The sequence below is a fragment of the Blastococcus sp. SYSU DS0617 genome (assembly GCF_054051075.1).
On the sequence record NZ_JBJHAO010000001.1, the window covers coordinates 284106 to 310105 of the forward strand.

The window sequence follows — 26000 nt, forward strand, 5'->3', positions numbered from 1 at the left end:
GCCCCGCCCCCGGGTCAGCGCTGGGCGCGGTTGACCGCCGAGACGATCGCCCGGAGCGACGCGGTGACGATGTTGGCGTCGATGCCCACGCCCCACAGGATGCGGTCGCCGACGGCGCACTCGACGTAGGCGGCGGCGCGGGCGTCACCACCGGCGGACAGGGCGTGCTCGGCGTAGTCGAGCACCCGGACGTCGACGTCGACGCTGTGCAGGGCGTCGACGAACGCGGCGATCGGCCCGTTGCCGCGGCCCTCGAGGGTCACGGGCACCCCGGCGTCGACCAGCTCCACGACCATCTCGTCGGACTGGTCCCCGTTGGCGGTGTGCCGGTGGCCGGCCAGCCCGAAGCGACCCCACGGGGCGTCCGGGTCGGGCAGGTACTCGCTCGAGAACGCCGCCCACATCTGCCCGGCGGTGACCTCGCCACCCTCGTCGTCGGTGTGCTGCTGGATGACGGCGCTGAACTCGATCTGCAGCCGCCGGGGCAGGTCGAGGTGGTTCTCGGTCTTCATGATGTAGGCGACGCCGCCCTTGCCGGACTGGCTGTTCACCCGGATGACGGCCTCGTACGTGCGGCCGACGTCCTTGGGGTCGATGGGCAGGTACGGCACGGCCCACGGCATCCGGTCGACGGTGGTGCCGGCAGCGGCCGCATCGGCCTCGAGGGCCTTGAAGCCCTTGTTGATCGCGTCCTGGTGGGAGCCGGAGAAGGCGGTGTAGACCAGGTCGCCGCCGTAGGGGTGCCGCTCGTGGACGCCCAGCTGGTTGCAGTACTCGACGGTGCGGCGGATCTCATCGATGTCGGAGAAGTCGATCTGCGGGTCGATGCCCTGGCTGAACAGGTTCAGGCCGAGGGTGACCAGGTCGACGTTGCCGGTGCGCTCGCCGTTGCCGAACAGGCAGCCCTCGATGCGGTCGGCGCCGGCGCGGTAGCCCAGCTCGGCGGCGGCCACGGCGGTGCCCCGGTCGTTGTGCGGGTGCAGGGACAGGACGACGGAGTCCCGCCGGCCCAGGTTGCGGTGCATCCACTCGATCTGGTCGGCGTAGACGGTCGGCTCGGCCATCTCCACCGTCGCCGGCAGGTTGAGGATCGTCGGCCGGTCGGGGGTGGGCTCCCAGACGTCGGTGACGGCGTCGCAGATCTCCACGGCGAAGTCGAGCTCGGTGCCGGTGAAGGACTCGGGGGAGTACTCGAAGCGGATGTCGGTGTCGCCCATCTGCTCGGCGAACTTCCGCACCACCCGGGCGCCGTGCACGGCGATGTCGATGATCCCGGCGCGGTCGGAGTCGAAGACGACCCGGCGCTGCAGGGTGCTGGTCGAGTTGTACAGGTGCACGATCGCCTGCTTCGCCCCGCGCAGGGACTCGAACGTCCGCTCGATCAGCTCGTCCCGGGCCTGGGTGAGCACCTGGATGGTGACGTCGTCGGGGACCAGGTCGTCCTCGATGAGCTGCCGGACGAAGTCGAAGTCGGTCTGGCTGGCCGCGGGGAAGCCGACCTCGATCTCCTTGTAGCCCATGTCGACCAGCAGCTGGAACATGCGCCGCTTGCGGTCGGGGGTCATCGGGTCGATCAGGGCCTGGTTGCCGTCGCGCAGGTCGACCGCGCACCAGCGCGGGGCCTGCGTGGTGACCGTGTCGGGCCACGTGCGGTCGGCCAGGACGACGGGGGTGAAGGGCGCGTAGCGGTGGATCGGCATCCGCGAGGGCTGCTGCGGATGGCGTACGTGCGGGTGCTGCTCGTTCACGGAAGGGCTCCTCTGGCGCGGGCTGGACTCAGCTCCGGTGGGGCGGTCAGCAGACGCCGGGGGGCGGTCACGGCGGGACACCGCGGCGAGGGGGCCGACCTAGGAGAGGGCCTCGCCGCGGCGGGTAAGCAGGAGGCTGCCGCGCACCGCCTCACGGTAGCAGCGCCATGGTGGCGGGCGCAGGAGTGCGACCGGGAGGAGCCGCGTGGCGCCCGGCCGGGGCGGAGGAGATGGCCACGGGAGTCTCACCCCTGCGCACGGGCGGCGCCTTCGCCGGCCGCCTGCTCCCCGGGGCGGTCACCGCCGTCGGCCGGTGCCTCGTGCGCGTCGTCCTCCCCGTCCTCCTTGTCCTCCTCGTCGTCCACGCCCCACGCGGGATGCCCGTCGTCGGGATCGGAGCCGGGGCCCGCCGCCGGCCGGCGCCCGCGCACGTAGTCGACGACCCGCGCGGCGGACGCCGCCACCGGCACGGCGAGGAAGGCGCCCAGCACGCCGTAGGTGACCGCCCCGGCGGAGACCGCGAGGATGATCGCGAACGGGTGCATCCGGAGCACCGGACTCAGGATGAGCGGCTCGAGGAGGTTCCCCTCGGCCTGCTGGACCAGCACCACGAGACCCAGCACGAGCAGCGCCGTCCCCAGCCCCTGGTCGGCGAGGGCCACCAGCACGGCGACGAGGCCGGAGGCGAAGGCCCCCACGATGGGGAAGAACCCCCCGAAGAACACCAGCAGGGCCAGGGGCAGCGCCAGGGGTACGTCGAGCAGCACCAGGCCGATCCCGATACCCACCGCGTCCACCAGTGCCACGACCATCTGCGCCCGGAAGTACGCGCCCAGCGTCCAGCCGACCTGACCGGACACGCGGCGGACGTGCCGGCGGGTGGGGCGGGGCAGCAGGCTGGTCACGCCCGCCCAGATCCGGTCGCCGTCCCGCAGGTAGAAGAACAGCGCCACCAGGAAGATCAGGAGCGACGTCCCGAGGTCGGTCACCCGCGCCACGAGGTCCATGCCCTGCCCGACGGTCGACTCGGCCCCGCCCCCGAAGGCATCGACTGCCTGCTCGGCGACCGCAGCCAGTCCGCCGTCCCCGATGTCGAACGGCAGGGACACCGGGGCGTCGGCGAGCGCGTCCTCGAGGTCGGCGAGGGCGCGTTCGATGCTGTCGCCGACCTCGGGGAGCTGGTCGAGGAACTGGGGCACCACGAACCAGAGGGCGAGCCCGATCAGCCCGAACATCGCGAGGATCAGCAGCAGCGACGCCAGCGCCCCGGGCAGCCCCCGCCGCTTGAGCCATGCCGCCGGCGGCCAGAGGACGGCGGCCGGGAACAGCGCCACGGCCAGCGGCGTCGCGATGGTGCTCACCTCCCGCAGCAGGAGGTAGACCAGCGCCACGACGCCGACGAGCCCGAGCGCTGCCCATGCCCGTCGCCCTGCCCGCAGCAGCGTGGCGTCCTGCGTCTGCGTCGCACCGGAGTCGCTCATGACAGGGCTCTGCCCAGCCCGACGGCCATCGATCCCTGGAGAGCTGCGCCGGTCCCGCTCCCTGCCCCCGCCCGGCACCCGGTGCGCGGCGGACCTGCCCGGACTTCCCGGGGAGTCACCGGCAGGCCGGCGACCTCAGAACTCCTTGCGGAGGCGCAGGCGGAGGGGGCGGCCGTCCGGGTCGACGACCATCCGGTACAGCGGCGTCGCCCACAGCTTGGTCAGCCACGACAGCTTCACCGGCTGGTGCGGTCGCAGCCGGCCGGGGGGACGCCGTCCGGGGCGGCCGTTCTCGTGCCAGGCCTCGAGCGCCGCGGCCGACTCCTCGACGGCGGCGATGAACCGGTCGGGCGCCAGCACCTGGTCGTCCTGGCTGCCGTCCGGATCGAGGTCGAGGTGCTCCCGGGCCAGCCGGAGCCGCAGGTCCCGGGCGAAGGTGCGGGCCCCCTCCCCGCGGCCACCGGGATCCCGGGGCTCCCGCGGGTCCCGGGTGGTGTCGAGGACTGCCGCGGAGAGCTCGCTGTCGTGGGTCCAGGAGCGCCGGTTGAAGTTGTCGCTGCCGATGGAGGCCCAGACGTCGTCGATCACGCAGACCTTGGCGTGGACGTAGACGGGCATCCCCGCCGGGTTCTCCACGTCGAAGACGTGCACCCTCCCGGGCCCGGCCTGCAGGCACAGCTCGATGGCCTGCCGGTGCCCGATGTACTGCGGGATCTCGGAGAACCTGCCCTCGTGGTCGGGCGCGCGCGGGACGACCGCGACCAGGTGCAGGTCCGGGTTGTTCTCGAGCGCTGCGCAGAAGAGCTCGGCGACGTCGGACGACCACAGGTACTGGTCCTCGATGTAGACCAGGCGGCGCGCCTGCTGGACCGCCTTCCGGTACCCGCGGGCCACCGAGCGCTCGCCGTCCGGTGCGAACTCGTAGGACGCCCGGATGTTCGCGTAGGTCCGCAGCAGCTGCACCCGGTGCGGCCCGCATGCCGGTGGGGGCGGCAGCGGGTCCGGCAGCGGCTCGGGGTTCAGCCGGGCGCCGTCGAGCTTGCCGCGCACCCAGGCGATCGGGTTGTGGGCCAGCGGGCTGGTGGGGTCGTTCCAGCGCTCGCAGAAGACCTGCTCGACCGCGGCGACCGCGGGGCCCCTGATCTGCGCCTGGACGTCGTGCCACGCCGGGCGGTCCCCGTACAGGCTGGCCATCGGCACCGGCTGGGGATCGCCGTCGTGCAGGGCGTCGTCCCGGCGGCCGTGGCACAGGTCGATGCCGCCGACGAAGGCGACGTCCCGCTCGGGGGCGTCGCGGTGCCGGGCGACGACGAACTTCTGGTGGTGCGAGCCCGCCCAGCGGACCCGCTGGTCGAGGACCACCCGCCCACCGGCCTTCTCGATCTCGCGGTCGAGCGCCCGGTTCTGCTCCTTGCTGAACTGCATCCGGTCCATGTGGGAGCGCCACACCAGGCCGCGGACGGTGACGCCGCGGTCCAGCGCGCGCACGAAGAGCTCGGCGACCGTCGGCCCGTCGGGGCGCAGCCGCTCGTCGGGATCGCCCCGCCAGTCGGTGAAGTAGACGTAGTCCCCGGGTCCCAGGCCGTCGACCACGTCGATCAGCCGGTCGAAGTAGGCCGCCCCGTGCACGAGGGGCTCGACGAGGTTGCCCTCGCTCCACGCCTCCAGGTCGGATGCCGGGTTGCCGCGCTCGTCGGCGCGCAGCAACCACCGTTCCGGTTCGTCCATCCCATGATCACATCGGAGCGGCCGGTCGGATGCAACCGACGGCGACGCAGGACACGCCGGTAGCCTGTGGACCCGTGGCCCTCGTCGTCCAGAAGTACGGCGGCTCCTCCGTCGCCTCCGCAGCACACATGAAGCGTGTCGCCGAGCGGATCGTCGCCGCCAAGAAGAACGGTGACGACGTCGTCGTCGTCGTGTCCGCCATGGGCGACAGCACCGACGAGCTGCTCGACCTGGCCGGTCAGATCACCGACGAGCCACCGGGTCGCGAGCTCGACATGCTGCTCACCGCCGGCGAGCGGATCTCGATGGCGCTGCTGGCCATCGCCATCTCCACGCACGGCTACGAGGCCCGCTCCTTCACCGGTTCCCAGGCCGGCGTCATCACCACCGGCAGCCACGGCAAGGCCCGGATCATCGACGTCACGCCCGGCCGGCTGCGCTCGGCGCTGGACGACGGGTCGATCGTCATCGTCGCCGGGTTCCAGGGCGTCAGCCAGGACACCAAGGACATCACCACGCTCGGCCGCGGTGGCTCGGACACGACCGCCGTCGCCGTCGCCGCCGCCCTGAACGCCGACGTCTGCGAGATCTACACCGACGTCGACGGCGTCTTCACCGCCGACCCGCGCATCGTCCCCAACGCCCAGCGGCTCGACACCATCACCTACGAGGAGATGCTCGAGCTGGCCGCGTCCGGGGCCAAGGTGCTCATGCTCCGCTGCGTCGAGTACGCCCGCCGCTACGGCATCCCCGTGCACGTCCGCAGCTCCTACTCACAGCTCCCCGGCACGATCGTGTCCGGCTCGATGGAGGACCTCCCGGTGGAACAGGCGATCATCACGGGCGTCGCGCACGACCGCTCCGAGGGCAAGATCACCGTCTTCGGGGTGCCGGACCGGCCGGGTGAGGCCGCCCAGCTCTTCCGCGTCCTCGCCGACGCCGAGGTCAACATCGACATGATCGTGCAGAACGTGTCGGCCGAGGCCAGCAAGCTCGCCGACATCTCCTTCACCCTGCCCAAGAGCGACGGCCCGACGGCCCTGGCGGCGCTGGAACGGGTCAAGCACACGGTGGGTTACACCGACGTGAGCTTCGACCAGCACATCGGCAAGGTGTCGCTGGTCGGCGCCGGCATGCGGTCGCACCCGGGCGTCTCGGCCAAGTTCTTCGGCGCCCTGGCCGACGCCGGCGTGAACCTCGAGCTCATCAGCACCTCGGAGATCCGCATCTCCGTGGTCTGCCGCGACACCGACGTCGACATCGCCGTCCGCGCGGTGCACGACGCGTTCGACCTCGGCTCCGACGTCGAGGCCGTCGTCTACGGAGGGACCGGACGATGAGCTCGTTCAGCGACAGCGGCCTGCGGGTCGGCATCGTCGGCGCGACCGGCCAGGTGGGCCGGGTCGTGCGCGACATCCTCGCCGAGCGGGACTTCCCGCTCGCCGAGCTGCGCTTCTTCGCCTCGGCCCGCTCGGCGGGCTCGACGCTGCCCTGGGCGGGCGGGGAGATCACCGTCGAGGACGCCGCCACGGCCGACCCGGCCGGGCTGGACATCGCGATCTTCTCCGCCGGTGCGACCACCTCCCGCGCCCAGGCGCCGCGGTTCGCCGCCGCCGGCGTCACGGTGATCGACAACAGCTCGGCCTTCCGGCGCGACCCGGAGATCCCGCTGGTCGTCAGCGAGGTCAACCCCGGTGACATCGACCGGGCGCACGGCCGGATCATCGCCAACCCGAACTGCACCACCATGGCCGCGATGCCGGTGCTCAAGCCCCTGCACGACGAGGCCGGCCTGGTCCGCATCGTCGCCAGCACCTACCAGGCGGTCTCGGGCAGCGGGGTCGCCGGCGTCGAGGAGCTGCACGGGCAGGCGAAGGCCGTCGTCGACAAGGCCGACGAGCTGACCCACGACGGCACCGCGGTGGCCTTCCCCGACCCGGTGAAGTACGTCGCGCCCATCGCCTTCAACGTGCTGCCGATGGCCGGCTCGGTCGTCGACGACGGCACGTTCGAGACCGACGAGGAGCAGAAGCTCCGCAACGAGAGCCGCAAGATCCTCGGCCTGCCCGACCTCCGGGTCTCGGGCACCTGCGTGCGCGTGCCGGTGTTCACCGGCCACTCGCTGTCGCTGAACGTCGAGTTCGAGCGGCCGATCTCGGTCGAGCGGGCCACCGAGCTGCTCGCGGCGGCGCCCGGCGTGGAGCTCTCCGACGTCCCGAACCCGCTGCAGGCCGCGGGCCGCGACCCGAGCTACGTCGGCCGCATCCGCCAGGACCAGAGCGTCGACGGCGGCCGCGGTCTGGTGCTGTTCGTCAGCAACGACAACCTGCGGAAGGGTGCGGCGCTCAACACCGTCCAGATCGCGGAGCTTATCGCCGCCGCCCGCTGATCATCGAGTTGTCGCCGGCCGGCGTGGCATGTCGGCGCGTGTCGGCGGCAACAACTCGATGATCACGGCTGACGTGGCGTAGTCGGCGGTCGCAGGTGCGTCCTCGGTCTGCGCCGTCCCTGCCGGGGCTGTGCCCCTGGGAGCGACCGGTCGCGCCGGGGTGGTCGCGGGTGGCCCGCCCGTGACGGGCGGCCTGCCCGTCTCCGGACGCGCCACCGGGGCCTCCCGGGCGGGGAGGCGCGGATGGTCGCGGGCCGCCTCCGGTGCGGACGGCCGGACCGTGTCCCGGCCCGGGGCCGACGTGCTCCGGCTCCCGGCGCTCTCGCCTCCGGTGGCCTCGGTTCCGGCGCCGGTGCTCCCGCCCACCCCGGACGCGGGCGCCGGAGCTCCGCTGTCCGGACCGGAGGGGGCCCGGGCGGCCGTCGGCACCCCTCGATGGGGGGAGGGTCACGCCCGCGCTTCGCCGATCATGGAGTTGTTGCCGCCCACGACGGCGTGCCTGCGCGTGTCGGTGGCAACAACTCCATGATCACGGGCGCACGTGCCTCAGCGCGAAGGCGAGCGCGACCTCGACCTGGCGGATCGTCTCCTCGATGACCAGCGAGCCGTGGCCGGCGTCGAACCGGTACACCTCGTGGTCCTTGCCCAGCTCGTCCAGGCGGGTCAGGTAGTTGTCGATCTGCCGGATCGGGCAGCGCGGGTCGTTCGCGCCCGCGACCACGAGCACCGGCGCCGCGACGGCGTCGACGTAGGTGATCGGCGACGAGCGCACGTAGACGTCGCGCACCTCCTCCGGTGAGCCGCCGAACAGCGCGCGGTCGTAGGCGCGCAGACCCTCCATCTCGTCCTCGTAGGCGGCCAGGTAGTCGGCCACCGGCACCTCCGCGATGCCGGCCGCCCAGCGCTCGGGCTGGGTGCCGAGCCCGAGCAGGGTGAGGAAGCCGCCCCACGAGCCGCCGGTCAGCAGCGCCCGGGCCGGGTCGACCACGCCCTCGGCGACCAGCGCGTCGTAGACCGCGCCGATGTCCTCCAGCTCGGTCAGCCCGGGACGGCCGGTGAGCGCGTCACGCCAGGCGGAGCCGTAGCCGGTGGACCCCCGGTAGTTCACGTGCACCACGGCGTAGCCCGCATCCACGTAGGCCGCGCGGCGCGCGCGGTACGAGTCGTCGTCGGCCGCCTCCGGCCCGCCGTGCACGAGGAACGCCGTCGCGTACGGGCCCTCGCCGGCCGGCCGCACCAGCAGCGCGTGCACGTCGCCGCCCGGGCCGGCCACCCAGCGGTCCTCGACCGGATAGGCGGCCGGTGGCTCCTCCTCGCTCACTGACAGCACGACGGGCCCGTCGGCGCGGCGGATCACCGGCGGCAGCTCGGCGTTGGACCAGGCCAGCTCCACGGTGCCGTCGGGCCGGGCGGTCGCGCCCCGGACGACGCCGGTCGGGGTGTCCAGCTTCTCCAGCGCGCCACTGGCCAGGTCGTACCGGTACAGCTCGGTGCGGGCGGCGTGGTCGTGGCCGACCAGCAGCGCCGTCCCGTCGGGGTACCAGCCGGCCGACACGTCGCCGGGCAGGTCGAGCACGATCTCGGTCTCGGTGTCGGCCGCGACGTCCCAGATCAGCAGCTCCTCGCGGCCCCGGCGCTCGTGCCCTACCAGCAGGCGGGTGTCGCCGGACAGCGGGGCGAACTCCGAGGCGTGCAGGCCGCGACCCTCGCCGTCCCACTTCTCCGCGACGACGGCGTCGTCGGAGGTCCGGAGCACCCGCAGCGCGGGGTAGCGCGGGTCGCCGTGCTCGGAGTGGGAGATGACCAGCAGGTCGCCGTCGTGGGTGAGGGCGTCCACGGAGGCGGGGTCGGGGTGCCGGTAGACGACCCGCGGTGCCGAGCCGCGGGGGCAGAGCCACAGCTCGCTGCCGTCGTCGGTCGAACGCCCGATGGCGACCAGGTCGTCGCCGATCTCCAGCCCGGCCGGGTACGCGGGCCCGACCTCGGCGACCGCGACGGTGTCCTCGCCGCCGGCGAAGGGCTGGGTCATCCAGACGCCGAACTCGTCCCCGTCGGTGTCGGCGAACCACCAGATGGTCTCGCCGTCGGGGCTCAGCGTGCCGATGAGGGTGCCGTTGGGCCGGTCGGTGACCTGGCGGTGCGTGCCGGTCGAGCGGTCCCACGCGTACTGCTCGATCACGCCGCTGAGGTCGGAGGCGTACAGGTTGCGGTGCGGGGCGTCGAACGCCCAGTCGGGCAGCGAGACCCGCGGTGCGCGGAACCGCGCCTGCCAGCGGGCGGTGACCTCGGGGGGAAGGGCGGGAACGGTCGGTTCTGCGGTCACCGATCCATCGTGCCAGCCCCGTGGAACGACTCAGGGGCCGCCATCGGCGGCCCCTGAGCAACTGTCGGGGTGACAGGATTTGAACCTGCGGCCTCGTCGTCCCGAACGACGCGCGCTACCAAGCTGCGCCACACCCCGAGGTGCGCTGGTCGAGTCTAGCGCTCCTCGACGCGGCGTCCTCCAGCGGGGGAGACGCCGGTTCAGCCGTCCCGCGCGGTGAGCGTCAGCAGGGTGGCCTCCGGCGGGCAGGCGAACCGGGCGGGGGCGTAGGGGCTGGTGCCCAGCCCGGCCGAGACGTGCAGCCACGTGCCGTTCGGGTGGTCCGGGGCGGGCTCGGCCCAGCGGTGCAGCCAGCGCACCCGCTCGCGGTCGATGCCGCAGTTGGTGACCAGAGCGCCGTAGAACGGCACCCGCAGCTGGCCGCCGTGGGTGTGCCCGCACAGCAGCAGGTCGTAGCCGTCGGCGGCGAACCGGTCGAGCACCCGCGGCTCGGGGGAGTGCGCGAGGCCCAGGCGCAGGTCCGCGGACGGATCGGCCGGCCCCGCGACGACGTCGTACCGGTCCCGCTTCAGATGTGAGTCGTCGACGCCGGCGAACACGATCCGCCGCCCGTCCACGACCAGCTCGCCGGCGGCGTTGGTGAGGTCGAGCCAGCCGCGGTCCAGCATCCCGTCCCGCAGGTCCCGCCAGGGGAGCTCGTCGCCGTGCACCCGCTTGTGGCCGGGGAAGAAGTACTTGAGCGGGTTCTTCGGCCGCGGCGCGTAGTAGTCGTTGCTCGCCAGCACGAACGCGCCGGGCCGCTCCATCAGCGGCGCCAGCGCCCGCAGGGTCGGGGGGACGGCGTCGAAGCCGGCGAGGTTGTCGCCGGTGTTGACGACCAGGTCCGGCTCCAGCGCGGCCAGGCCGGCCACCCACTCCTGCTTCGACCGCTGCCCGGCGGTCATGTGCAGGTCGGAGACGTGCAGCACGGTCAGCGGCGCGGAGCCCGGGGCCAGCACCGGCACGTCGAACCGGCGCAGCGTCCAGCGGGTGCGCTCGTACAGGCTCGCGTAGGCGAGCGCGCCTGCGCCCGAGGCGAGAGCGGCGGTGGGAACGGCGGTGGTCCAGCGCACACCGGGAGCCTACGGGCGCGGGCTCCGACGGCGTCGTGCCAGGCTGGGAACGTGAGCGACCTCAAGAAGCAGCTGCGCGACGACCTGACCACCGCCATGAAGGCCCGGGACGAGCTGCGCACGGCGACGTTGCGCATGGTGCTCACCGCGGTCAGCGCCGAGGAGGTCTCCGGCAAGGAGTCCCGCGAGCTGTCCGACGACGAGGTCCAGGCCGTGCTGCGCCGGGAGGCGAAGAAGCGCCGGGAGGCCGCCGAGGCGTTCGGCGGGGCCGGCCGGGCCGAGCAGGCGGAGCGGGAGCGGGCCGAGGGCGAGGTCCTCGCCGCCTACCTGCCGGCACAGCTGGAGGACGCGGACCTGGCGGCGATCGTCGCCGACGTCATCACCCGCACCGGCGCGTCCGGCATGCAGGACATGGGCAAGGTCATGGGCGCCGCGAACGGTGTCGTCGCCGGCCGCGCCGAGGGCTCACGCGTGGCCGCCGAGGTTCGCCGCCAGCTGGGCTGAGGGGCCTTCGTTCAGTCGTCGGCCGGCCGGCCGGGCTCCCCCTCGGGGGCGGCCGGGGCCTCACCCTCGGGCGCCCCGCCCTGGGGCGTCCCGGCGTCGGGCGTCCCACCGGCCGGCTGCTCCTGCTGGCCGGGCTGCTCGGCGGCCGGCCGCTCGTCCGCACCGTTGGACGGCCGCTGCGGCCGTGACTGGGGACGCGGCTCCGGCTCCGGCTCCGGGCCCATCAGCACGGGGTCGGCCGGTGGGAACGCCGACGTGGGCTTGTCGGCCAGGAACGGCGCCATGGCGTCGTGCCAGATGGTCGCCGGCATGTTGCCGCCGAAGCCGCCGACGTCCTGCTTCTCCTTCGGGTTGAAGACCATCACGCTGGCGGAGTACTCGGGCAGGTAGCCCACGAAGGCCACCGAGTCGCGGCCCTGCGCGGTACCCGTCTTGCCGGCGATCGCCCGGCCCGGGATCGCCGCCCGGGTGCCGGTTCCGGCCGGCGTGGAGACGTCGCCGACGAGGATGTTGCTCAGCGTGTTGGCGATGGGCGCCGGGATGGACTCCGGGGTGCAGTTGTCGCCGCTCACCACCGGCTCGCCGTCGTCGCGCGTGAGCGGCTTGCCGTTGCGGTCGAGCACCTCGGTCACGGGCACCGGGGTGCACATGGTGCCCTGCGCCCCGAGGGTGGCGTAGGAGTTGGCCAGGGCCAGCGGGCTGGTGGCGTTGTAGCCGAGGGTGAACGCGGCGAAGTTGCCCTCGATGATCTGCTCGGCGGAGTTCTGCGTGCGCTGGTCGTAGGTCATGCCCAGGCGCTGGGACATGCGCACGGCGGGCTCCACGCTGCCCAGCCGGTCCTGCAGTGCCATGAAGTAGGTGTTGGACGACCGCACCAGCGCGCCGACCATGTCCAGCGTCCGGGGGGTCCTGGTGCCCACGTTGGAGACGTCGTAGGGGACGGCGACGCCGCGGTCGGGATCCCAGTCCTTGAACACGCGCGAGACGTAGGTGTTGGGGGTCGTGATCTCCGTGTTCGCCGGGATGCCCGCCTCGAGCGCGGCGGCGGCGGTGAAGGTCTTGTAGGTGGAGCCGGCGCCCTTGCTCGCCGCTACGTTGAGCACGACCGACTCGCAGTCGGGTGCGTCGCAGCCGTACCGCCGGTTCACGGCCATCGCCAGCACCTTGCCGGTGCCCGGCTCGATCGCGGTGAACATGCCGGCCAGCGGATCGCCCATGGGCAGCGTCTGGAGCACCGCCTGGTCCGCTGAGCGCTGCAGGTCGGGCAGCAGCGTGGTCTGGATGGTCAGCCCGCCGTTCCGGATCTGGTCATCGGTGAGGCCGAGGCCGCCGGCCTCCGGGTCCCGGACGAGGTGCTCGCGCACGAAGGCGCAGAAGAAGGCGCCGATCGTGGCGTCGATGCACTCGTTGGGCGGGGCGATGCCCGGCGCCACCTCCACCGGCGTGGGCGCGATGTCGAGGTACTCCTGCTCGGTGATGTGACCGAGGTCGAACATCCGCTTGAGCACCTGGTTGCGCCGGACCTGGGCGTTCTCCGGGTTGTCGATCGGGTCGTCGTAGAAGGGGCTCTGCACCAGACCGGCGAGCATCGCAGCCTGCGGGAGGGTGAGGTCGGCCGCGTTCACGCTGAAGTACCGCTGGGCGGCGGCCTGGATGCCGTAGGCGCCCTTGCCGAAGTAGACGATGTTCAGGTACCGGGTGAGGATCTCGTCCTTGTCGTAGGTCTCCTCCAGGGCCAGCGCCAACCGCGCCTCGCGCAGCTTGCGGGCCGTCGTCTGCTCGGTGGCCGCGTCCCGGCCCTCGGAGGACTCCGCCGTCTGCAGCAGCGTCTGCTTCACCAGCTGCTGGGTGAGCGTGGAGCCGCCCTCCTGCACCGAGCCCGCGGCCAGGTTCTTCACCAGCGCGCGCATCGTGCCCTGCACGTCGAGGCCGTTGTGCTCGTAGAACCGTGAGTCCTCGATGTCGACCAGCGCCGTCTTCATCACGTCGGCGATCTGGTCGGAGGTCACCGGCGTGCGGTTCTTCGTGTACATGTTCGTGATCAGCGTGCCGTCGGCCGCGAGCACCCGGGTCATCCCGGCGGGAGTCGCGTCCGTGAGCTCCACCGGCAGCGCGTCCAGCAGGCTCGCGGAGTTGCGGGCGACGAGCCCGCTCCCCCCGACCCAGGGCAGCAGGAGACCGGCGAGCAGCACGCCGGCGACCACGATCGACAGGGCGAGCTTCCCGAGCAGGCGGGTGCGGAGGCGTGCGTTGTCCGACATCGCGGCCCAGCGTACGGCGAGTTCCCGCCTCCGCGGCGGCGTCAGCCGCGGCGCGCGGGAAGGATGCGCGTGCGCGGCGTGCCGGTCGGCGTGTCCGCATCGGCCCCGGTCAGCTCCGCGGCCATGGTCCGCAGGCCGTCGAGGTCGTGCACGTCACCGGCCGCGGCGGGCACGGTCCGGACGGCGACCTCCGGGTGGGCGCTGGTGAAGCGGTCGGCCAGGTGCTGCTCCCGGGCGGCCAGCGTCATCCGCTCGGCGTGCACCCGCAGGGCGGCGGCGGCGAGCTCCGCGTCCGGGCCACCGGCCTCCAGCACCTCCTCGGCGGCCGCGGCCGCGCGCGTGGCCGACAGCGCGGCGGTGGCCGGCGGGTGGGTGCGGTTCACCACCAGACCGGCCAGCGGCATCTCGTCGGCCGAGAGCCGGTCGACGAAGTAGGAGGCCTCCCGGAGGGCGTCGGGCTCGGGCGAGGCGACGACGACGAACGACGTCCCCGGCCGGCGGAGCAGCTCGTAGGTGGCGGTGGCCCGCTCGCGGAAGCCGCCGAACATCGTGTCCAGGGCGGCGACGAACGCGGAGATGTCCCGCAGCAGCTGACCGCCGAGGATCTTCGACACGATCCGGCTGAACAGCAGGAAGCCCGCGCTGGCGAACTTGAAGCCCGCCCGGCTGGGGGCCATGAGCAGCCGGATCATCGTGCCGTCGAGGAAGCGGCTCATCCGGTTGGGGGCGTCGAGGAAGTCCAGCGCCGACCGCGACGGCGGGGTGTCGACGATGATCAGGTCCCACTGGTCGCTGGCCCGCAGCTGGCCCAGCTTCTCCATCGCCATGTACTCCTGCGTCCCGGAGAACGAGGAGCTCAGGGTCTGGTAGAAGGGGTTGTCCAGGATCTGCTGGGCCCGGTCGGGCGTGGAATGGGCGGCGACGACGTCGTCGAACGTCCGCTTCATGTCCAGCATCATCGCGTGCAGCTCGCCCTTCGCCCCCGTGGCCGCGCCACCAGGGATATGGACCTGCCGCGGCTCGTTGTCCAGCTCGGTCAGGCCGAGGGACTGGGCCAGCCGACGGGCCGGGTCGATGGTCAGGACGACGACGGTGCGCCCGGCCTCCGCGGCGGCCAGGGCCAGCGCCGCCGACGTCGTCGTCTTGCCCACCCCGCCGGCGCCGCAGCACACGACGATCCGGGTCTCGGGGTCGGCGATCAGGGCACCGAGCTCCAGCGCGGGCGCCTCGGGGCGCGCGCGGCCGGGACGGGCGGCCTTGTCGGCCGGGACAGGTGCGGCGCTCACGCGGCCACCTCGGCGTCGCGCAGGTGGTCGTCCAGCCGCCCGGCCAGCTCGAACAGCGCGCCGAGGTCGACCGGGCCGGTCAGCAGCGGCAGCTCCACGGTCGGCCGGCCCAGCGCCTCGACGTCGTCGCGCAGCGCGTCCTGCGCCGTCCACCGGCGGGCGTGCTCCACGGTCTGGGCGGCCAGGGCGTCGGCGACGTCCCCGTTCGCCGGCAGGTGGGCGGCGGCCAGCGCGGGGGCGAGGTCGGCGCCGGTCAGCCCGGAGGAGGCGGCCCGGGCGAGGCCGTCGGGAGCGAGCACGGGGTCGGTGGCGAGGTTCACGATCACCGAGCCGATCGGCAGGCCCGCCTCCCGGAGCTCGGCGATCGCGTCGGCGGTCTCCTGCACGGGCATGTCCTCGAGGATCGTGACCAGGTGCACCACCGTCTGCGGCGACCGCAGCACCGCCATGACACCGTCGCTCTGCGTCTTGATGGGGCCCGAGCGCGCCAGCTGGCCCATCTCGTTCGTGACGTTGAGGAAGCGGGTGATCCGGCCGGTGGGCGGCGCATCGACGACGACGGCGTCGTAGACGTGCTTCCCGCCGTGGCGACGGGTGACCGCTTCCTTGATCTTCCCGGTGATCAGCACGTCACGGAGCCCCGGCGCGATGGCCGTGGCGAAGTCGATGGCACCCATCTTGCGCAGCGCCCGGCCGGCGCGGCGCAGGTTGTAGAACATGTCGAGGTAGTCCAGCAGGGCCTCCTCGACGTCGATGGCCAGGGCCTTGACCTCCCCGCCGCCTCGCGCCACCGCGACCCGCCGCTCCTCGTAGGGCAGCGGCGCGGTGTCGAACAGCTGGGCGATGCCCTGCCGGCCCTCGGTCTCGACCAGCAGTACCGAACGTCCGTCGGCCGCCAGGGCGAGAGCGAGCGCGGCGGCCACGGTCGTCTTCCCCGTCCCGCCCTTGCCGGTGACGACGTGCAGGCGCGCGGACGACGGGTCGGGGCTCACCGCTCCAGCGTAGGAGCAGGTCGGTCGCCCGGCCCGGTGCAGCGGGGGACGCACGCTCCACCGGGAGGGCACCCCTGCGCTAGCGTCCGAGGCATGACCGAATCGGCACGCCAGCGGTGGGAGTACGCCACCATCCCGCTGCTCATCCACAACACCAAGGCGATCCTCGACTCCTGGGGCGTGGACGGTTGGGAGCTGGTGACCGTCCTGCCCGGCCCGACCGGCAACGACCAGCTCGTGGCCTACCTCAAGCGCCCGGCGTGACCGCGCCGGCCCCGGGCTGGCACGCGCGGCTGGCCGAGCTCGGCATCCGGCTGCCGCCGGTGGCCGCGCCGGTCGCCGCCTACGTCCCGGCGGTGCGGACCGGATCGCTGGTCTTCACCTCCGGCCAGCTGCCCTTCGTCGACGGCGGCCTGCGCCGCACCGGAAAGGTCGGCGGCTCGGTGGACGTCGAGGCCGCGGCCGCGGACGCCAAGGTCTGCGCGCTCAACGCCCTGGCCGCGGTCGACGACCTGGTCGGCCTGGACGAGGTGGCCCGCATCGTGCGCGTCGTCGGGTACGTGGCCAGCGCCGAGGGCTTCACCGGTCAGCCGCGCGTGGTCAACGGCGCCAGTGAGCTGCTCGGCACGATCTTCGGCGAGGCCGGCCGGCACGCCCGCAGCGCGATCGGCGTCGCCGAGCTGCCGCTGGGCGCCCCGGTCGAGGTCGAGCTCACGGTCGAGCTGCGGCCATGACACGGCGACCCTCCGGCCCCCGCGCCGGGTCCGCGACCTCCTGCGTCGGCGTGCGATGAACACCGAGATCCGGCACGCGGCGACGGTGCTGCTGGTCCGCGACGGCGCACCCGGCCTCGAGGTGTACCTGCTGCGGCGGACCAAGGGCATGCCGTTCGCCGGCGGGATGACGGCCTACCCCGGCGGAGGGGTCGACGAGCGCGACGCCGACACCGAGATCGGCTGGGCCGGTCCCTCGCCCGCCGAGTGGGCCGCCGCCTTCGGCTGCGACGAGCGCCTGGCCCGCGAGCTGGTCTGCGCCGCGGTGCGGGAGACCTTCGAGGAGGCCGGCGTCCTGCTCGCGGGCCCCGCGGAGGGCGCGGTCGTGCCGGACGTGTCCGGGGACGACTGGGAGGAGCAGCGCCAGGCGCTGCTGCGCCGCGACCTGTCGCTGACCGAGCTGCTCGCCGGCCGGGGCCTGGTGCTGCGGTCGGACCTGCTGCGCCCCTTCGCGCACTGGATCACCCCGCCCATGGAGTCCCGCCGCTACGACACCAAGTTCTTCGCGGCGGCGCTGCCGGCCGGGCAGGAGGCGCGCGACGTCTCCGGCGAGGCGGACGAGGCCGCGTGGCTCCCGCCGGCCGCCGCGCTCGAGGAGCACCACGCGGGCGACCGGCCGATGCTGCCGCCCACGTCGCACACGCTGTCGCAGCTGGGCCGGTTCGCCGACGTCGCCGGGGTGCTGGCCGGGTCGCCGCCGGACCCGCTGGAGCCGATCATGCCCGGGTTCGAGCAGACCCCGGAGGGCCGCTTCGCCGTCCTGCCCAACGGCGACAAGGTGCCGCTGGTCGCGCCCAGGAAGCACTGAATGCCAGAGGCCCAGAACCGGATCGGTTCTGGGCCTCTGGTCTTCAGCGCATCGTCACCTCGCGCGGCGGCGGAGGCGGTCCTCGTCGAGGACGACGACCGACTTGCCCTGCAGCTGGATCCAGCCGCGGTGCACGAAGTCGGCCAGCGCCTTGTTCACGGTCTCGCGGGAGGCGCCGACGAGCTGGGCCAGCTCCTCCTGCGTCAGGTCGTGCTTGACCCGCAGGCCGTCGCTCTCGCGGTTGCCGAACCGGTCGGCCATCTGCAGCAGCGCCTTGGCGACGCGGCCGGGGACGTCGGTGAAGATCAGGTCGGCGACGGAGTCGTTGGTGCGGCGCAGACGGCGGGCCAGCACGCGGAGCAGCTGCTCGCCGATCTCCGGGTGGGCCTCGATCCAGGGGCGCAGCACCGACTGCGGCATGCGCGCCAGCCGGACGTCGGTGACCGCGGTCGCCGTCGCCGTCCGCGGGCCCGGGTCGAAGACCGACAGCTCGCCGAACTGGTCGGAGGGGCCCATGACGGCCAGCACGTTCTCGCGGCCGTCGGGTGCGCGGCGGGACAGCTTGATCTTGCCCGTCATCACGATGTAGAGGCTGTCGCCGGGCTCGCCCTCGTTGAAGACGACGCGGCCGCGGGGGAGCGTGACGACCTCGAGGCGGCTGAGGACGGGGTCCACCGCGTCTTCCGAGAGTCCCTGGAAGAGCCCCGACTGGGCCAGCACCTCGTCCACTGCACGTCCTTTCCCACTGCTGATGACGGGACGCAGAGCTCCCGTGTCCGCAGCGAGTCTAGGGGCCTGTGCCCCGGGTCACCCGTTCGGTGGCCCCCGACGTCCCCCCTGCGAGCGAGTGTGCCGGCTCACAGCCGCCGGTGGAGGCGGGTCAGACCATCGGGGGGTTGGTGGTGCTGCTGCCACCCCGGCGGCGCCGGCGCCAGCGGGACAGCGCCCGGCGGATGCCGGATGAGGCCAGGGTGTCGACCTCGGCGGCGGTCGCCGTCTCCAGGAACTCGCCCACCTCGCGCGGGGAGGCAGGACGGCGCAACGGCTCCTCGACCCGCTCCATGACGAGCAGGAACGCGATCAGGAGAGGCGGGAAGAGGATGACGCTCAGTGCGACCACGGCGACCTCCTCGGACTTGGGACGGCCCCGATGATGACACGGTCGGTGGCTGTCAGCAGGTCCGCCTACCCTCGGTCGCGTGTCCGCCCCCGCTTCTCCGCCGGTCTACGCGCGCCCGGCCCCGGTCCGCCGGCCCACCCGGGCCGCCCGCACGGGCGCCTCCCCGTTCGACCCCGGCGAGACCCCGCTCGGGCGCACCCGCCGGGCCCGGCGGATGGCGCGCGAGCTGGCCCTTCTCCACCCGGACGCGCACTGCGAGCTGGACTTCACCAACGCCTTCGAGCTGCTCGTCGCCACGGTGCTGTCCGCGCAGACGACCGACAAGACGGTCAACAAGGTCACCCCGACGCTGTTCGCCCGCTATCCCGACGCCGTGGCCCTGGCCGGCGCCGACCGGGCCGACCTGGAGGAGATCCTCAAGCCCACCGGGTTCTTCCGGGCGAAGGCCACCTCCGCGCTCGGGCTGGCGCAGGCGCTGGTCGAGCGGTTCGACGGCGAGGTCCCCGGCCGGATGGCGGACCTCGTCACCCTCCCCGGGGTCGGCCGCAAGACGGCGAACGTGGTCCTCGGCAACGCGTTCGGCGTCCCCGGCCTGACCGTCGACACGCACTTCGGCCGGCTGGTCCGCCGGTTCGGCTGGACCGAGGAGGAGGACCCGGTCAAGGTCGAGGCGCAGATCGCCGAGCTGATCCCGAAGAAGGAGTGGACCGACTTCTCCCACCGGGTGATCTTCCACGGGCGCCGGGTGTGCCATGCCAAGAAGGCCGCGTGCGGTGCGTGCGGGCTGGCGAAGTGGTGCCCCTCCTACGGGATCGGCCCGGTCGACCCGGAGGCGGCGGCGAAGCTGGTGAAGACCCCCGCCGCCTCGGACACCGAGTGAGGCGCCGGAGCGCCGTCGTCGCCGCGGCGCTGCTCGTCCTGGCCGGCTGCACGTCCGAGGGCGACGCCGGCCAGCAGGCGCCCGACGAGGCGTCGGCGGAGAGCGACCTCACGCCCTGCCCCGAACAGTCCGGGGAGCCCGCGGCCGACGGGGCACCGGACCTCGCCTTCGACTGCATCGGCGGCGGGGAGCTGGACCTCGGGCTGGCCCCGGGCGTCCCGACCGTGCTGAACCTGTGGGCCAGCTGGTGCGGTCCGTGCCGTGAGGAGCTCCCGCTGTTCCAGCAGCTCGACGATGCCGCGGGCGAGCAGGTGCAGGTCCTGGGCGTCGACAGCCAGGACGGCCGCCCGCAGGGCGCCTCCTTCGCCGCGGATGCGGGACTGACCTTCCCGAGCGCCTACGACGAGGACGGTGCGCTGGCCGCAGAACTCGGGCTGCGCGGCCTCCCGCACTCGGTCTTCCTGGCCCCCGACGGGTCCGTGGCGCACGTCGAGACCGGCGTCATCAGCTCCTACGACGAGCTGCGCGGGTTGGTCACCGAGCACCTCGGCGTGCAGCTGTGACCGCGCCGGACGACGGAGCGGGCCTGCCGGCGTACCTCCGCCGGCTGCTGGACGGGGCCCACGACCTGCCGCTGGCCAGGCGAATGCCGGAGGCGACGGCGACCGCCCGGCGCTCGGCCGTGCTGATCCTGTTCGGCGAGGGCCCCGACGGCCCGGACCTGCTGTTCATCGAGAAGTCGGCGCACCTGCGCAGCCATGCCGGCCAGCCCGCGTTCCCCGGGGGCGGGGTGGAGAGCGGCGACGACTTCCCGGTCGGTACAGCCCTGCGGGAGGCGCAGGAGGAGGCCGGGATCGATCCCGACGGCGTCCGGGTGCTGGCCACGCTGCAGGAGCTCTACCTGCCGCCCTCCAACCGGCTGGTCGTCCCGGTCGTCGGCTGGTGGGACGACCCGCGCGACGTCACCGTGGGCGATCCGCACGAGGTGGCCCGCGTCGCCCGGGTGCCGCTGGCCGAGCTGGTCGACCCGGCGAACCGCTACCGGGTGCGCCACCCCGCGGGGTACATCGGCCCGGCCTTCGCGGTCGCGGACATGGAGATCTGGGGCTTCACCGCGGGGCTGGTCGACGCGATCCTCGAGGCGGCCGGCCTGACCCGGCCGTGGGACCCGACCGACGTCCGGCCGATGGGGCCGCCGCGGCTCAGCCCGTACACCCTGCCCGGGTCGGGGGACGACGACCCGGCCGGCGATGCCGCCGCGCCGACGGTCGCCGATCCCGCGCCGGACGGTGCGCCGACGCGTACGGTTCCCCCCCGATGAGGCGCAGGACGAGGCGGGCGGCGGCGGCCCTGTGCGCCGCCGCGGTGCTCGCGGTCGGCGCGCTCGCCGGCTGCGGCGGGGACTCCACCGGGCGCAGCGACGTCGGGGCGCAGCCGCTCCCGGGCGTCGGGGAGGTGACCGTCGCCGACGACGGTGTCCAGGAGGTCACGCTGCAGACCCAGGACGACTTCGTGTTCACCCCCGACCGGTTCACCGTGGCCCCCGGGAAGGTCCGGCTGACGCTGGTCAACGCCGCCGACCAGATGACGCACAACCTGGAGTTCGACGAGGGGGAGGGACCCGAGCCGATCGGCGCGGGGATCGACTTCCTGGCGCCCGGCCAGGAGATGACCATCGACTTCGAGGTGACCGTGCCGGGTGACCACCCCTTCGCGTGCACCTTCCACATCCCGCAGGGCCAGGTGGGCACGATGACGGTGAGCGCGGGCAGCTGACCGTGTCGCTCGTGGACGTGGTGCTCATCGTGCTGGCGCTCGCCTTCGCGCTGTCCGGCTTCCGGCAGGGGCTGCTCGTGTCGGCCACCTCGATCGCCGGCTTCCTCGGCGGCGCGGTGCTCGGGGCGCAGCTGTCCGAGCCGGTCGCCGAGCGCATCGACGGCTCCAGCCTCACGCGCGTGTTCGCCGCGCTCGTCGTCGTCCTGGCCGGTGCGCTGCTCGGGCAGATCCTGGCGGGCGCGGTCGGCCGGGCCGTGCGCCGCACGGTCACGTGGGAACCGGCCAAGATGCTCGACTCGGTCGCCGGTGCGGTCGTGTCGGCGGCCGCGGTGCTGCTGGTCGCCTGGATGGTCGCCTCGCCGCTGGCCACCTCGCCCTTCCCCGAGGTGTCGGGGCAGGTGCGCCAGTCAGCGCTGGTGCAGGCGGTCGACAGCGCGGTCCCCTCCGGGGTGCGGTCGGTCTACGACAACCTCCGCGAGGCCATCGACCGGCGCGGGCTGCCCGACGTCCTGGACCCGCTCACCCCGACCCAGGTTCGCGACGTGCCCGCGCCCGATCCGGCGCTGGAGGCCAGCCCGGTCGTGGCGTCGGTGCGGGGGTCGGTCGTCAAGATCACCGGAGTGGCGCCGTCCTGCTCGCGGCAGATCGACGGCTCCGGCTTCGTCTACGCGCCGGAGCGGGTCATGACCAACGCCCACGTGCTGGCGGGGGTCACCCGGCCCGTGGTGGAGGCCGAGGGCGAGGAGTACGACGCGACGCCGGTGTACGTCGACGAGGCGACCGACGTCGCCGTCCTCTACGTGCCCGGGCTCCCGCAGCTGAAGCTGGACTTCACACCCGCGCTGGCCGAGGCGGGCGACGACGCGATCATCATGGGCTATCCCGGTGGCGGCGACTTCTACGTCGGGGCCGCGCGGATCCGCGACGAGGGCGAGATCAGCGGGCCGGACTTCCGCAACACCGGCACGGTGGTCCGCGACGTCTACGCGTTGTTCGGCAGCGTGCGGGCCGGCAACTCCGGCGGCCCGCTCCTCGCCCCCGACGGCACGGTGCTGGGCGTGGTCTTCGCCTCGGCGATCGACGACCCGAACACCGGGTATGCGCTCACCGGTCCCGAGGTGATGGAGGCCGCGACGGTGGGCAGCACCGCCCGTGCCGCGGCCGACACCGGCGCCTGCGAGTAGCGGGCCGAGGCGTCAGCCGCGCGCCCAGTCGGCGATGGCCCCGGTGACCTGCTCGGGGGCCTCCTCGGGCAGGAAGTGCCCGAGGTCGGGCAGTTCCTGCCATTCGTAGGCGCCGGCCACGTAGCGGCCCGAGCCGTGCGCGCTGGCGGGCAGCACGCACGGGTCCGCCCCGCCGTGCAGCTGCAGCGTGGGGGCGGTGATCGGGGCGGACATCCGGCGCGCGTAGCGCAGTCCGTCGGGGCGCAGCTGGGAGCGGCCGGCCCAGCGGAAGTACTCCATCGAGCCGTAGGCGGCCTGCGGGATGCGGGCGGCGGCGCGGTACCGGTCGACGGCCTCGGCGAAGTCCGCGGTCTGCGTCCAACCGGGGCCAGCCCAGGAGCGCAGCAGGTCGGCCACCGGGTCGTCGTCGTCCCGGGTGAGCCGGCGCTCGGGCAACCGGGGCAGCTGCGCGCCCAGGAAGTAGCGGAACGCCCGCCGCTGCGCCGAGCCGGTCATCGCCGCGCGCAACCGCCGCGGATGCGCCATGGAGAGGACGACGAGGCGGCGGACGCTGCGCGGGTGCAGCGCGGCCATCGTCCAGGCGACGAGGGCGCCCCAGTCATGGCCGACCAGCACCGCGTCGCGTTCGCCCAGGGCGCGGATCAGCGCGGCGACGTCCGCGGCAGCGGTGGGCAGGTCGTACCCGCGCGGCGGCTTGTCGCTCGCCCCGTAGCCCCGCAGGTCGGGGGCGACGACGCGGAACCCCGCGTCGGCCAGGCCGGTCAGCTGCGACCGCCAGGTCCACCAGTACTGCGGGAACCCGTGCAGCAGCAGCACGAGCGGGCCCTCGCCGGCCTCCGCGGCGTGCAGCCGGATGCCGTTGGCCGAGATGTCGCGGTGGGTCCACGGCCCGGGCAGCAGGACGCTGGTCGCGTCCGGCTGCCCGCCCGGAGGGACGGTCACCGGCGGCTCAGACCTTGTACGACTCGTTGCCGCGCAGCACGACCTTGCCGTTGCTCACCTCGGGCACGGCCCGGTGGCGCTGGCCCGGCGCCTCCCGGTGCAGCACCTCGGGCAGGTCGGACAGCGTCTCGAGCGTGCGCTCGGGCTTCTCGATCTTCGAGATCATCCGCTTCCCGATGAGGGCGCAGATGCCGGCCAGGATCAGCAGGAACAGCGTGACGATGCCGTAGGACACCCAGCGCGGGAGACCCAGCGCCGTCAGCGCCTCGGCGATCGTGACGAACAGGTAGATGCCGGCGAACGCGGCCAGCACGCCTGCCGCCCCGAACAGGCCGACGCTGATGCCGGCCTTCTTCGCCGATTTGCCGACCTCGGCCTTGGCCAGCTCGATCTCGCTGCGGACCAGCGTGGAGATGTCGGCCATGGCGCTCTGCACGAGGGTCCCGACAGAGGGCTCCTCCGTCCCCGCGGGACGGACGGCGGACGACGAGCTGGGCGTGCCGGAGACACTGTGTGCCACGGGTGGCTCCTTCTTCGACTGCGGTGCTGGTCAGAGGAATCGTGCCGCACGACGGCCGGACGCGCGCCTCCGCATCCCCCGGAGGGGACGCGGAGGCGGCGCCTTCAGTCCTCCGACGGTGCTGCCGGCAGCTTCTCCTTGATCAGGTTCATCACCGACGAGTCGGTCAGCGTGGTGACGTCGCCGAGCTCGCGGTTCTCCGCGATGTCGCGGAGCAGCCGGCGCATGATCTTGCCCGAGCGGGTCTTCGGCAGCTCCTGCACGACCATGATCTGGCGGGGCTTGGCGATCGGGCCGATGTCCCGGGCGACGTGGTTGCGCAGGGTCTGCACGAGCTCGTCACCGGAGTCGACGCCGCTCTCCCGCAGGATCACGAAGGCGACGATGCCCTGGCCGGTGGTGGGGTCGCTGGCGCCCACGACCGCAGCCTCGGCGACCGAGGGGTGGCCCACGAGGGAGGACTCCACCTCGGTCGTGGAGATGCGGTGGCCGGACACGTTCATCACGTCGTCCACCCGGCCGAGCAGCCAGATGTTGCCGTCGGCGTCCTTCTTGGCGCCGTCGCCGGCGAAGTAGACGTTCTTCCCGAACCGCGACCAGTAGGTGTCGACGTAGCGGTCGTCGTCGCCCCAGATGGTGCGCAGCATCGACGGCCACGGCTCGGTGAGCACCAGCAGGCCGGTGGAGTCGTCGGAGAGCTCGTTGCCCTCGTCGTCGACGACCTTCGCGGAGATGCCCGGGAAGGGGACCTGGGCGGAGCCGGGCACCAGCGAGGTCACGCCGGGCAGCGGGTTGATCATGTGGCCGCCGGTCTCGGTCTGCCACCAGGTGTCCACGATCGGGCAGCGGCCGCCCCCGATGTGCTCGTGGTACCAGAGCCAGGCCTCGGGGTTGATCGGCTCACCGACGGAGCCGAGGACCCGCAGCGAGGAGAGGTCGAAGCCGGCCGGGACGTCCTCGCCCCACTTCATGAAGGTCCGGATCACCGTCGGCGCCGTGTACAGGATGGTGACCCCGTACTTCTGGACGATCTCCCACCAGCGCCCGCGGTGCGGGGTCTCCGGGGTGCCCTCGTACATCACCGACGTCGCCCGGTTCGAGAGCGGGCCGTAGACGATGTAGCTGTGGCCGGTGACCCAGCCGACGTCCGCGGCGGTCCAGAAGACGTCCTCGTCGGGCTTGAGGTCGAAGCTCGCCCAGTGCGTGAAGCTGACCTGCGTCAGGTAGCCGCCCGAGGTGTGCAGGATGCCCTTCGGCTTCGCCGTCGTGCCCGAGGTGTACATGATGTACAGCGGGTGCTCGGCGTCGAAGAACTCGCAGGTGTGCTGGGGGGACTGGCGGCCCACGACGTCGTCCCACCACAGGTCGCGGCCCTCGGTCCACTCCACGTCCTGCTCGGTCCGCTTGACCACCAGGACGTTGCGGACGCCGGGGGAGCGGCTCACGGCGTCGTCCACGGCCGGCTTGAGGGCGCTGGGCGCGCCCCGGCGGTAGCCGCCGTCGGCGGTGATGACCAGGACGGCGCCGGCGTCGTCGAGTCGGCTGGCCAGCGCGTCGGCGGAGAACCCGCCGAAGACGACCATGTGGACGGCGCCGATGCGGGCGCACGCCAGCATCGAGATGACCGCCTCGGGGATCATCGGCAGGTAGATGGCGACGCGGTCGCCGGCCTGCACCCCGAGCTCGGTCAGGGCGTTGGCGGCGCTGCTGACCTCGTCCTTGAGCTGGGCGTAGGTGATCGTCCGGGTGTCGCCGGGCTCGCCCTCCCAGTGGTAGGCGACCTGCTCGCCGTGGCCGGCCTCGACGTGCCGGTCGACGCAGTTGTAGGCGACGTTGAGCTTCCCGCCGACGAACCACTTGGCGAAGGGTGGGTTGCTCCAGTCGAGGACTTCGTCCCACTGCCGGTCCCAGGACAGCCGGCCCGCCTGCTTCGCCCAGAACGCGAGCCGGTCGGCCGCCGCCTCCTCGTAGACCGCTGGCCCCACGTTGGCCCGGGAGGCGATCGCCTCGGGCGGGGAGAAGGTCCGGTCCCCGGTCGACGACTGGGTGTCGCTCATGCGGTACCTCCGGTGTCCGGCGTCGCTCGGCACCCGGCGACGCAACGTGCCTCGGGTCACACCGTATGGGCAGCGCGACGGCGTCGTCTGCCCCGGTACGGCGGGCGGCCGGTTCC

General features: G+C 73.4%; 24 protein-coding genes and 1 tRNA gene. 11 read left to right on the plus strand and 14 right to left on the minus strand.

The window, feature by feature from the left end; all coding sequences use genetic code 11:
• Positions 1–14 precede the first annotated feature (14 nt).
• The 3 genes from leuA to ACI793_RS01355 form a co-directional block, all read right to left on the minus strand.
• Positions 15–1748: a 2-isopropylmalate synthase gene (gene leuA / locus ACI793_RS01345; RefSeq protein WP_456604564.1), complete on the minus strand. Its 1734-nt coding sequence runs from the start codon at positions 1746–1748 to the stop codon at positions 15–17.
• A 245-nt stretch (positions 1749–1993) separates the two neighbouring features.
• A complete protein-coding gene (locus tag ACI793_RS01350) occupies positions 1994–3229 on the minus strand; it encodes an AI-2E family transporter (protein WP_456604565.1) in 1236 nt (411 codons plus the stop codon).
• A gap of 135 nt (positions 3230–3364) precedes the next feature.
• Positions 3365–4957, minus strand: coding sequence for a phospholipase D-like domain-containing protein (locus ACI793_RS01355; protein WP_456604566.1), 1593 nt, complete (start codon positions 4955–4957; stop codon positions 3365–3367).
• A gap of 74 nt (positions 4958–5031) precedes the next feature.
• Between ACI793_RS01355 and ACI793_RS01360 the strand changes: the two genes are divergently transcribed.
• Together ACI793_RS01360 and ACI793_RS01365 are read left to right on the plus strand one after the other, a co-directional pair.
• The gene (locus tag ACI793_RS01360; RefSeq protein ID WP_456604567.1) at positions 5032–6297 is read left to right on the plus strand and encodes an aspartate kinase; all 1266 of its coding nucleotides are present in this window, start codon (positions 5032–5034) and stop codon (positions 6295–6297) included.
• The gene (locus ACI793_RS01365; RefSeq protein ID WP_456604568.1) at positions 6294–7346 is read left to right on the plus strand and encodes an aspartate-semialdehyde dehydrogenase; all 1053 of its coding nucleotides are present in this window, start codon (positions 6294–6296) and stop codon (positions 7344–7346) included. The genes ACI793_RS01360 and ACI793_RS01365 overlap by 4 nt, the downstream gene beginning before the upstream one ends.
• Positions 7347–7875: 529 nt before the next feature.
• On the opposite strand, the gene ACI793_RS01370 is transcribed toward ACI793_RS01365, so the two are convergent.
• The 3 genes from ACI793_RS01370 to ACI793_RS01380 form a co-directional block, all read right to left on the minus strand.
• The gene (locus ACI793_RS01370; protein ID WP_456604569.1) at positions 7876–9669 is read right to left on the minus strand and encodes a prolyl oligopeptidase family serine peptidase; all 1794 of its coding nucleotides are present in this window, start codon (positions 9667–9669) and stop codon (positions 7876–7878) included.
• Positions 9670–9733: 64 nt separating this feature from the next.
• Positions 9734–9807 (minus strand) — tRNA-Pro (locus ACI793_RS01375).
• A 62-nt stretch (positions 9808–9869) separates the two neighbouring features.
• A complete protein-coding gene (locus ACI793_RS01380; protein WP_456604570.1) occupies positions 9870–10781 on the minus strand; it encodes a metallophosphoesterase in 912 nt (303 codons plus the stop codon).
• Between the two features lie 51 nt (positions 10782–10832).
• On the opposite strand from ACI793_RS01380, the gene ACI793_RS01385 reads away from it, so the two are divergent.
• The gene (locus tag ACI793_RS01385; RefSeq protein WP_456604571.1) at positions 10833–11285 is read left to right on the plus strand and encodes a GatB/YqeY domain-containing protein; all 453 of its coding nucleotides are present in this window, start codon (positions 10833–10835) and stop codon (positions 11283–11285) included.
• Positions 11286–11296: 11 nt separating this feature from the next.
• Here the strand turns inward: ACI793_RS01385 and ACI793_RS01390 are convergent, their stop codons facing one another.
• From ACI793_RS01390 to ACI793_RS01400, 3 genes are read right to left on the minus strand one after another with little or no spacing between them, the layout of a single operon-like run.
• Positions 11297–13546 carry a transglycosylase domain-containing protein gene (locus ACI793_RS01390; RefSeq protein WP_456604572.1) on the minus strand — a complete coding sequence of 750 codons (2250 nt, stop codon included), beginning with the start codon at positions 13544–13546 and terminating at the stop codon, positions 11297–11299.
• 41 nt (positions 13547–13587) lie between these two features.
• A complete protein-coding gene (locus ACI793_RS01395; protein ID WP_456604573.1) occupies positions 13588–14832 on the minus strand; it encodes an ArsA family ATPase in 1245 nt (414 codons plus the stop codon).
• Complete coding sequence (locus ACI793_RS01400) at positions 14829–15824, minus strand: ArsA-related P-loop ATPase (protein WP_456604574.1); 996 nt, start codon at positions 15822–15824, stop codon at positions 14829–14831. Before ACI793_RS01400 ends, ACI793_RS01395 begins: the two co-directional genes overlap by 4 nt.
• A 93-nt stretch (positions 15825–15917) precedes the next feature.
• On the opposite strand from ACI793_RS01400, the gene ACI793_RS01405 reads away from it, so the two are divergent.
• Genes ACI793_RS01405 through ACI793_RS01415 form a run of 3 tightly spaced genes read left to right on the plus strand, consistent with a single transcriptional unit; the run spans position 15918 to position 17405 of the window.
• Positions 15918–16088 (plus strand): hypothetical protein, encoded by a 171-nt coding sequence (locus ACI793_RS01405; RefSeq protein WP_456604575.1) that lies wholly within the window; start codon positions 15918–15920, stop codon positions 16086–16088.
• Entirely contained in the window at positions 16085–16558 is a 474-nt protein-coding gene (locus ACI793_RS01410; protein WP_456604576.1) for a RidA family protein, read from the plus strand. The genes ACI793_RS01405 and ACI793_RS01410 overlap by 4 nt, the downstream gene beginning before the upstream one ends.
• A gap of 55 nt (positions 16559–16613) precedes the next feature.
• A complete protein-coding gene (locus ACI793_RS01415; RefSeq protein WP_456604577.1) occupies positions 16614–17405 on the plus strand; it encodes an NUDIX hydrolase in 792 nt (263 codons plus the stop codon).
• A 54-nt stretch (positions 17406–17459) separates the two neighbouring features.
• Here the strand turns inward: ACI793_RS01415 and ACI793_RS01420 are convergent, their stop codons facing one another.
• Positions 17460–18134 (minus strand): Crp/Fnr family transcriptional regulator, encoded by a 675-nt coding sequence (locus tag ACI793_RS01420; protein ID WP_456604578.1) that lies wholly within the window; start codon positions 18132–18134, stop codon positions 17460–17462.
• A 151-nt stretch (positions 18135–18285) separates the two neighbouring features.
• Positions 18286–18525 carry a hypothetical protein gene (locus tag ACI793_RS01425; RefSeq protein ID WP_456604579.1) on the minus strand — a complete coding sequence of 80 codons (240 nt, stop codon included), beginning with the start codon at positions 18523–18525 and terminating at the stop codon, positions 18286–18288.
• A 79-nt stretch (positions 18526–18604) separates the two neighbouring features.
• Between ACI793_RS01425 and nth the strand changes: the two genes are divergently transcribed.
• The 5 genes from nth to ACI793_RS01450 are packed head-to-tail and all read left to right on the plus strand — an operon-like array spanning position 18605 to position 22365.
• Positions 18605–19405: an endonuclease III gene (gene nth, locus ACI793_RS01430; protein WP_456604580.1), complete on the plus strand. Its 801-nt coding sequence runs from the start codon at positions 18605–18607 to the stop codon at positions 19403–19405.
• Entirely contained in the window at positions 19402–19968 is a 567-nt protein-coding gene (locus ACI793_RS01435) for a TlpA family protein disulfide reductase (protein WP_456604581.1), read from the plus strand. Before nth ends, ACI793_RS01435 begins: the two co-directional genes overlap by 4 nt.
• A complete protein-coding gene (locus ACI793_RS01440; RefSeq protein ID WP_456604582.1) occupies positions 19965–20726 on the plus strand; it encodes an NUDIX hydrolase in 762 nt (253 codons plus the stop codon). Before ACI793_RS01435 ends, ACI793_RS01440 begins: the two co-directional genes overlap by 4 nt.
• Positions 20723–21181, plus strand: coding sequence for a cupredoxin domain-containing protein (locus tag ACI793_RS01445; protein WP_456604583.1), 459 nt, complete (start codon positions 20723–20725; stop codon positions 21179–21181). Before ACI793_RS01440 ends, ACI793_RS01445 begins: the two co-directional genes overlap by 4 nt.
• Positions 21182–21192: 11 nt before the next feature.
• Entirely contained in the window at positions 21193–22365 is a 1173-nt protein-coding gene (locus tag ACI793_RS01450) for a MarP family serine protease (RefSeq protein WP_456604584.1), read from the plus strand.
• Between the two features lie 12 nt (positions 22366–22377).
• On the opposite strand, the gene ACI793_RS01455 is transcribed toward ACI793_RS01450, so the two are convergent.
• The 3 genes from ACI793_RS01455 to acs all read right to left on the minus strand — a co-directional run bounded on the left by ACI793_RS01455 (position 22378) and on the right by acs (position 25884).
• Complete coding sequence (locus ACI793_RS01455; protein WP_456604585.1) at positions 22378–23307, minus strand: alpha/beta fold hydrolase; 930 nt, start codon at positions 23305–23307, stop codon at positions 22378–22380.
• A gap of 7 nt (positions 23308–23314) precedes the next feature.
• Positions 23315–23827, minus strand: a complete 513-nt coding sequence (locus ACI793_RS01460) for a phage holin family protein (protein WP_456604586.1) — start codon at positions 23825–23827, stop codon at positions 23315–23317.
• A gap of 104 nt (positions 23828–23931) precedes the next feature.
• A complete protein-coding gene (gene acs / locus ACI793_RS01465; protein ID WP_456604587.1) occupies positions 23932–25884 on the minus strand; it encodes an acetate--CoA ligase in 1953 nt (650 codons plus the stop codon).
• Positions 25885–26000: the final 116 nt, after the last annotated feature.

What these genes read in the sequence shown, in the direction of transcription:
- ACI793_RS01350 (WP_456604565.1), bottom strand. Translation starts at nt 3,229, where the DNA reads ATGAGCGACTCCGGTGCGACGCAGACGCAGGACGCCACGCTGCTGCGG.
- ACI793_RS01355 (WP_456604566.1), bottom strand. Translation starts at nt 4,957, where the DNA reads ATGGACGAACCGGAACGGTGGTTGCTGCGCGCCGACGAGCGCGGCAAC.
- ACI793_RS01365 (WP_456604568.1), top strand. Translation starts at nt 6,294, where the DNA reads ATGAGCTCGTTCAGCGACAGCGGCCTGCGGGTCGGCATCGTCGGCGCG.
- ACI793_RS01390 (WP_456604572.1), bottom strand. Translation starts at nt 13,546, where the DNA reads ATGTCGGACAACGCACGCCTCCGCACCCGCCTGCTCGGGAAGCTCGCC.
- ACI793_RS01405 (WP_456604575.1), top strand. Translation starts at nt 15,918, where the DNA reads ATGACCGAATCGGCACGCCAGCGGTGGGAGTACGCCACCATCCCGCTG.
- ACI793_RS01415 (WP_456604577.1), top strand. Translation starts at nt 16,614, where the DNA reads ATGAACACCGAGATCCGGCACGCGGCGACGGTGCTGCTGGTCCGCGAC.
- ACI793_RS01445 (WP_456604583.1), top strand. Translation starts at nt 20,723, where the DNA reads ATGAGGCGCAGGACGAGGCGGGCGGCGGCGGCCCTGTGCGCCGCCGCG.
- acs (WP_456604587.1), bottom strand. Translation starts at nt 25,884, where the DNA reads ATGAGCGACACCCAGTCGTCGACCGGGGACCGGACCTTCTCCCCGCCC.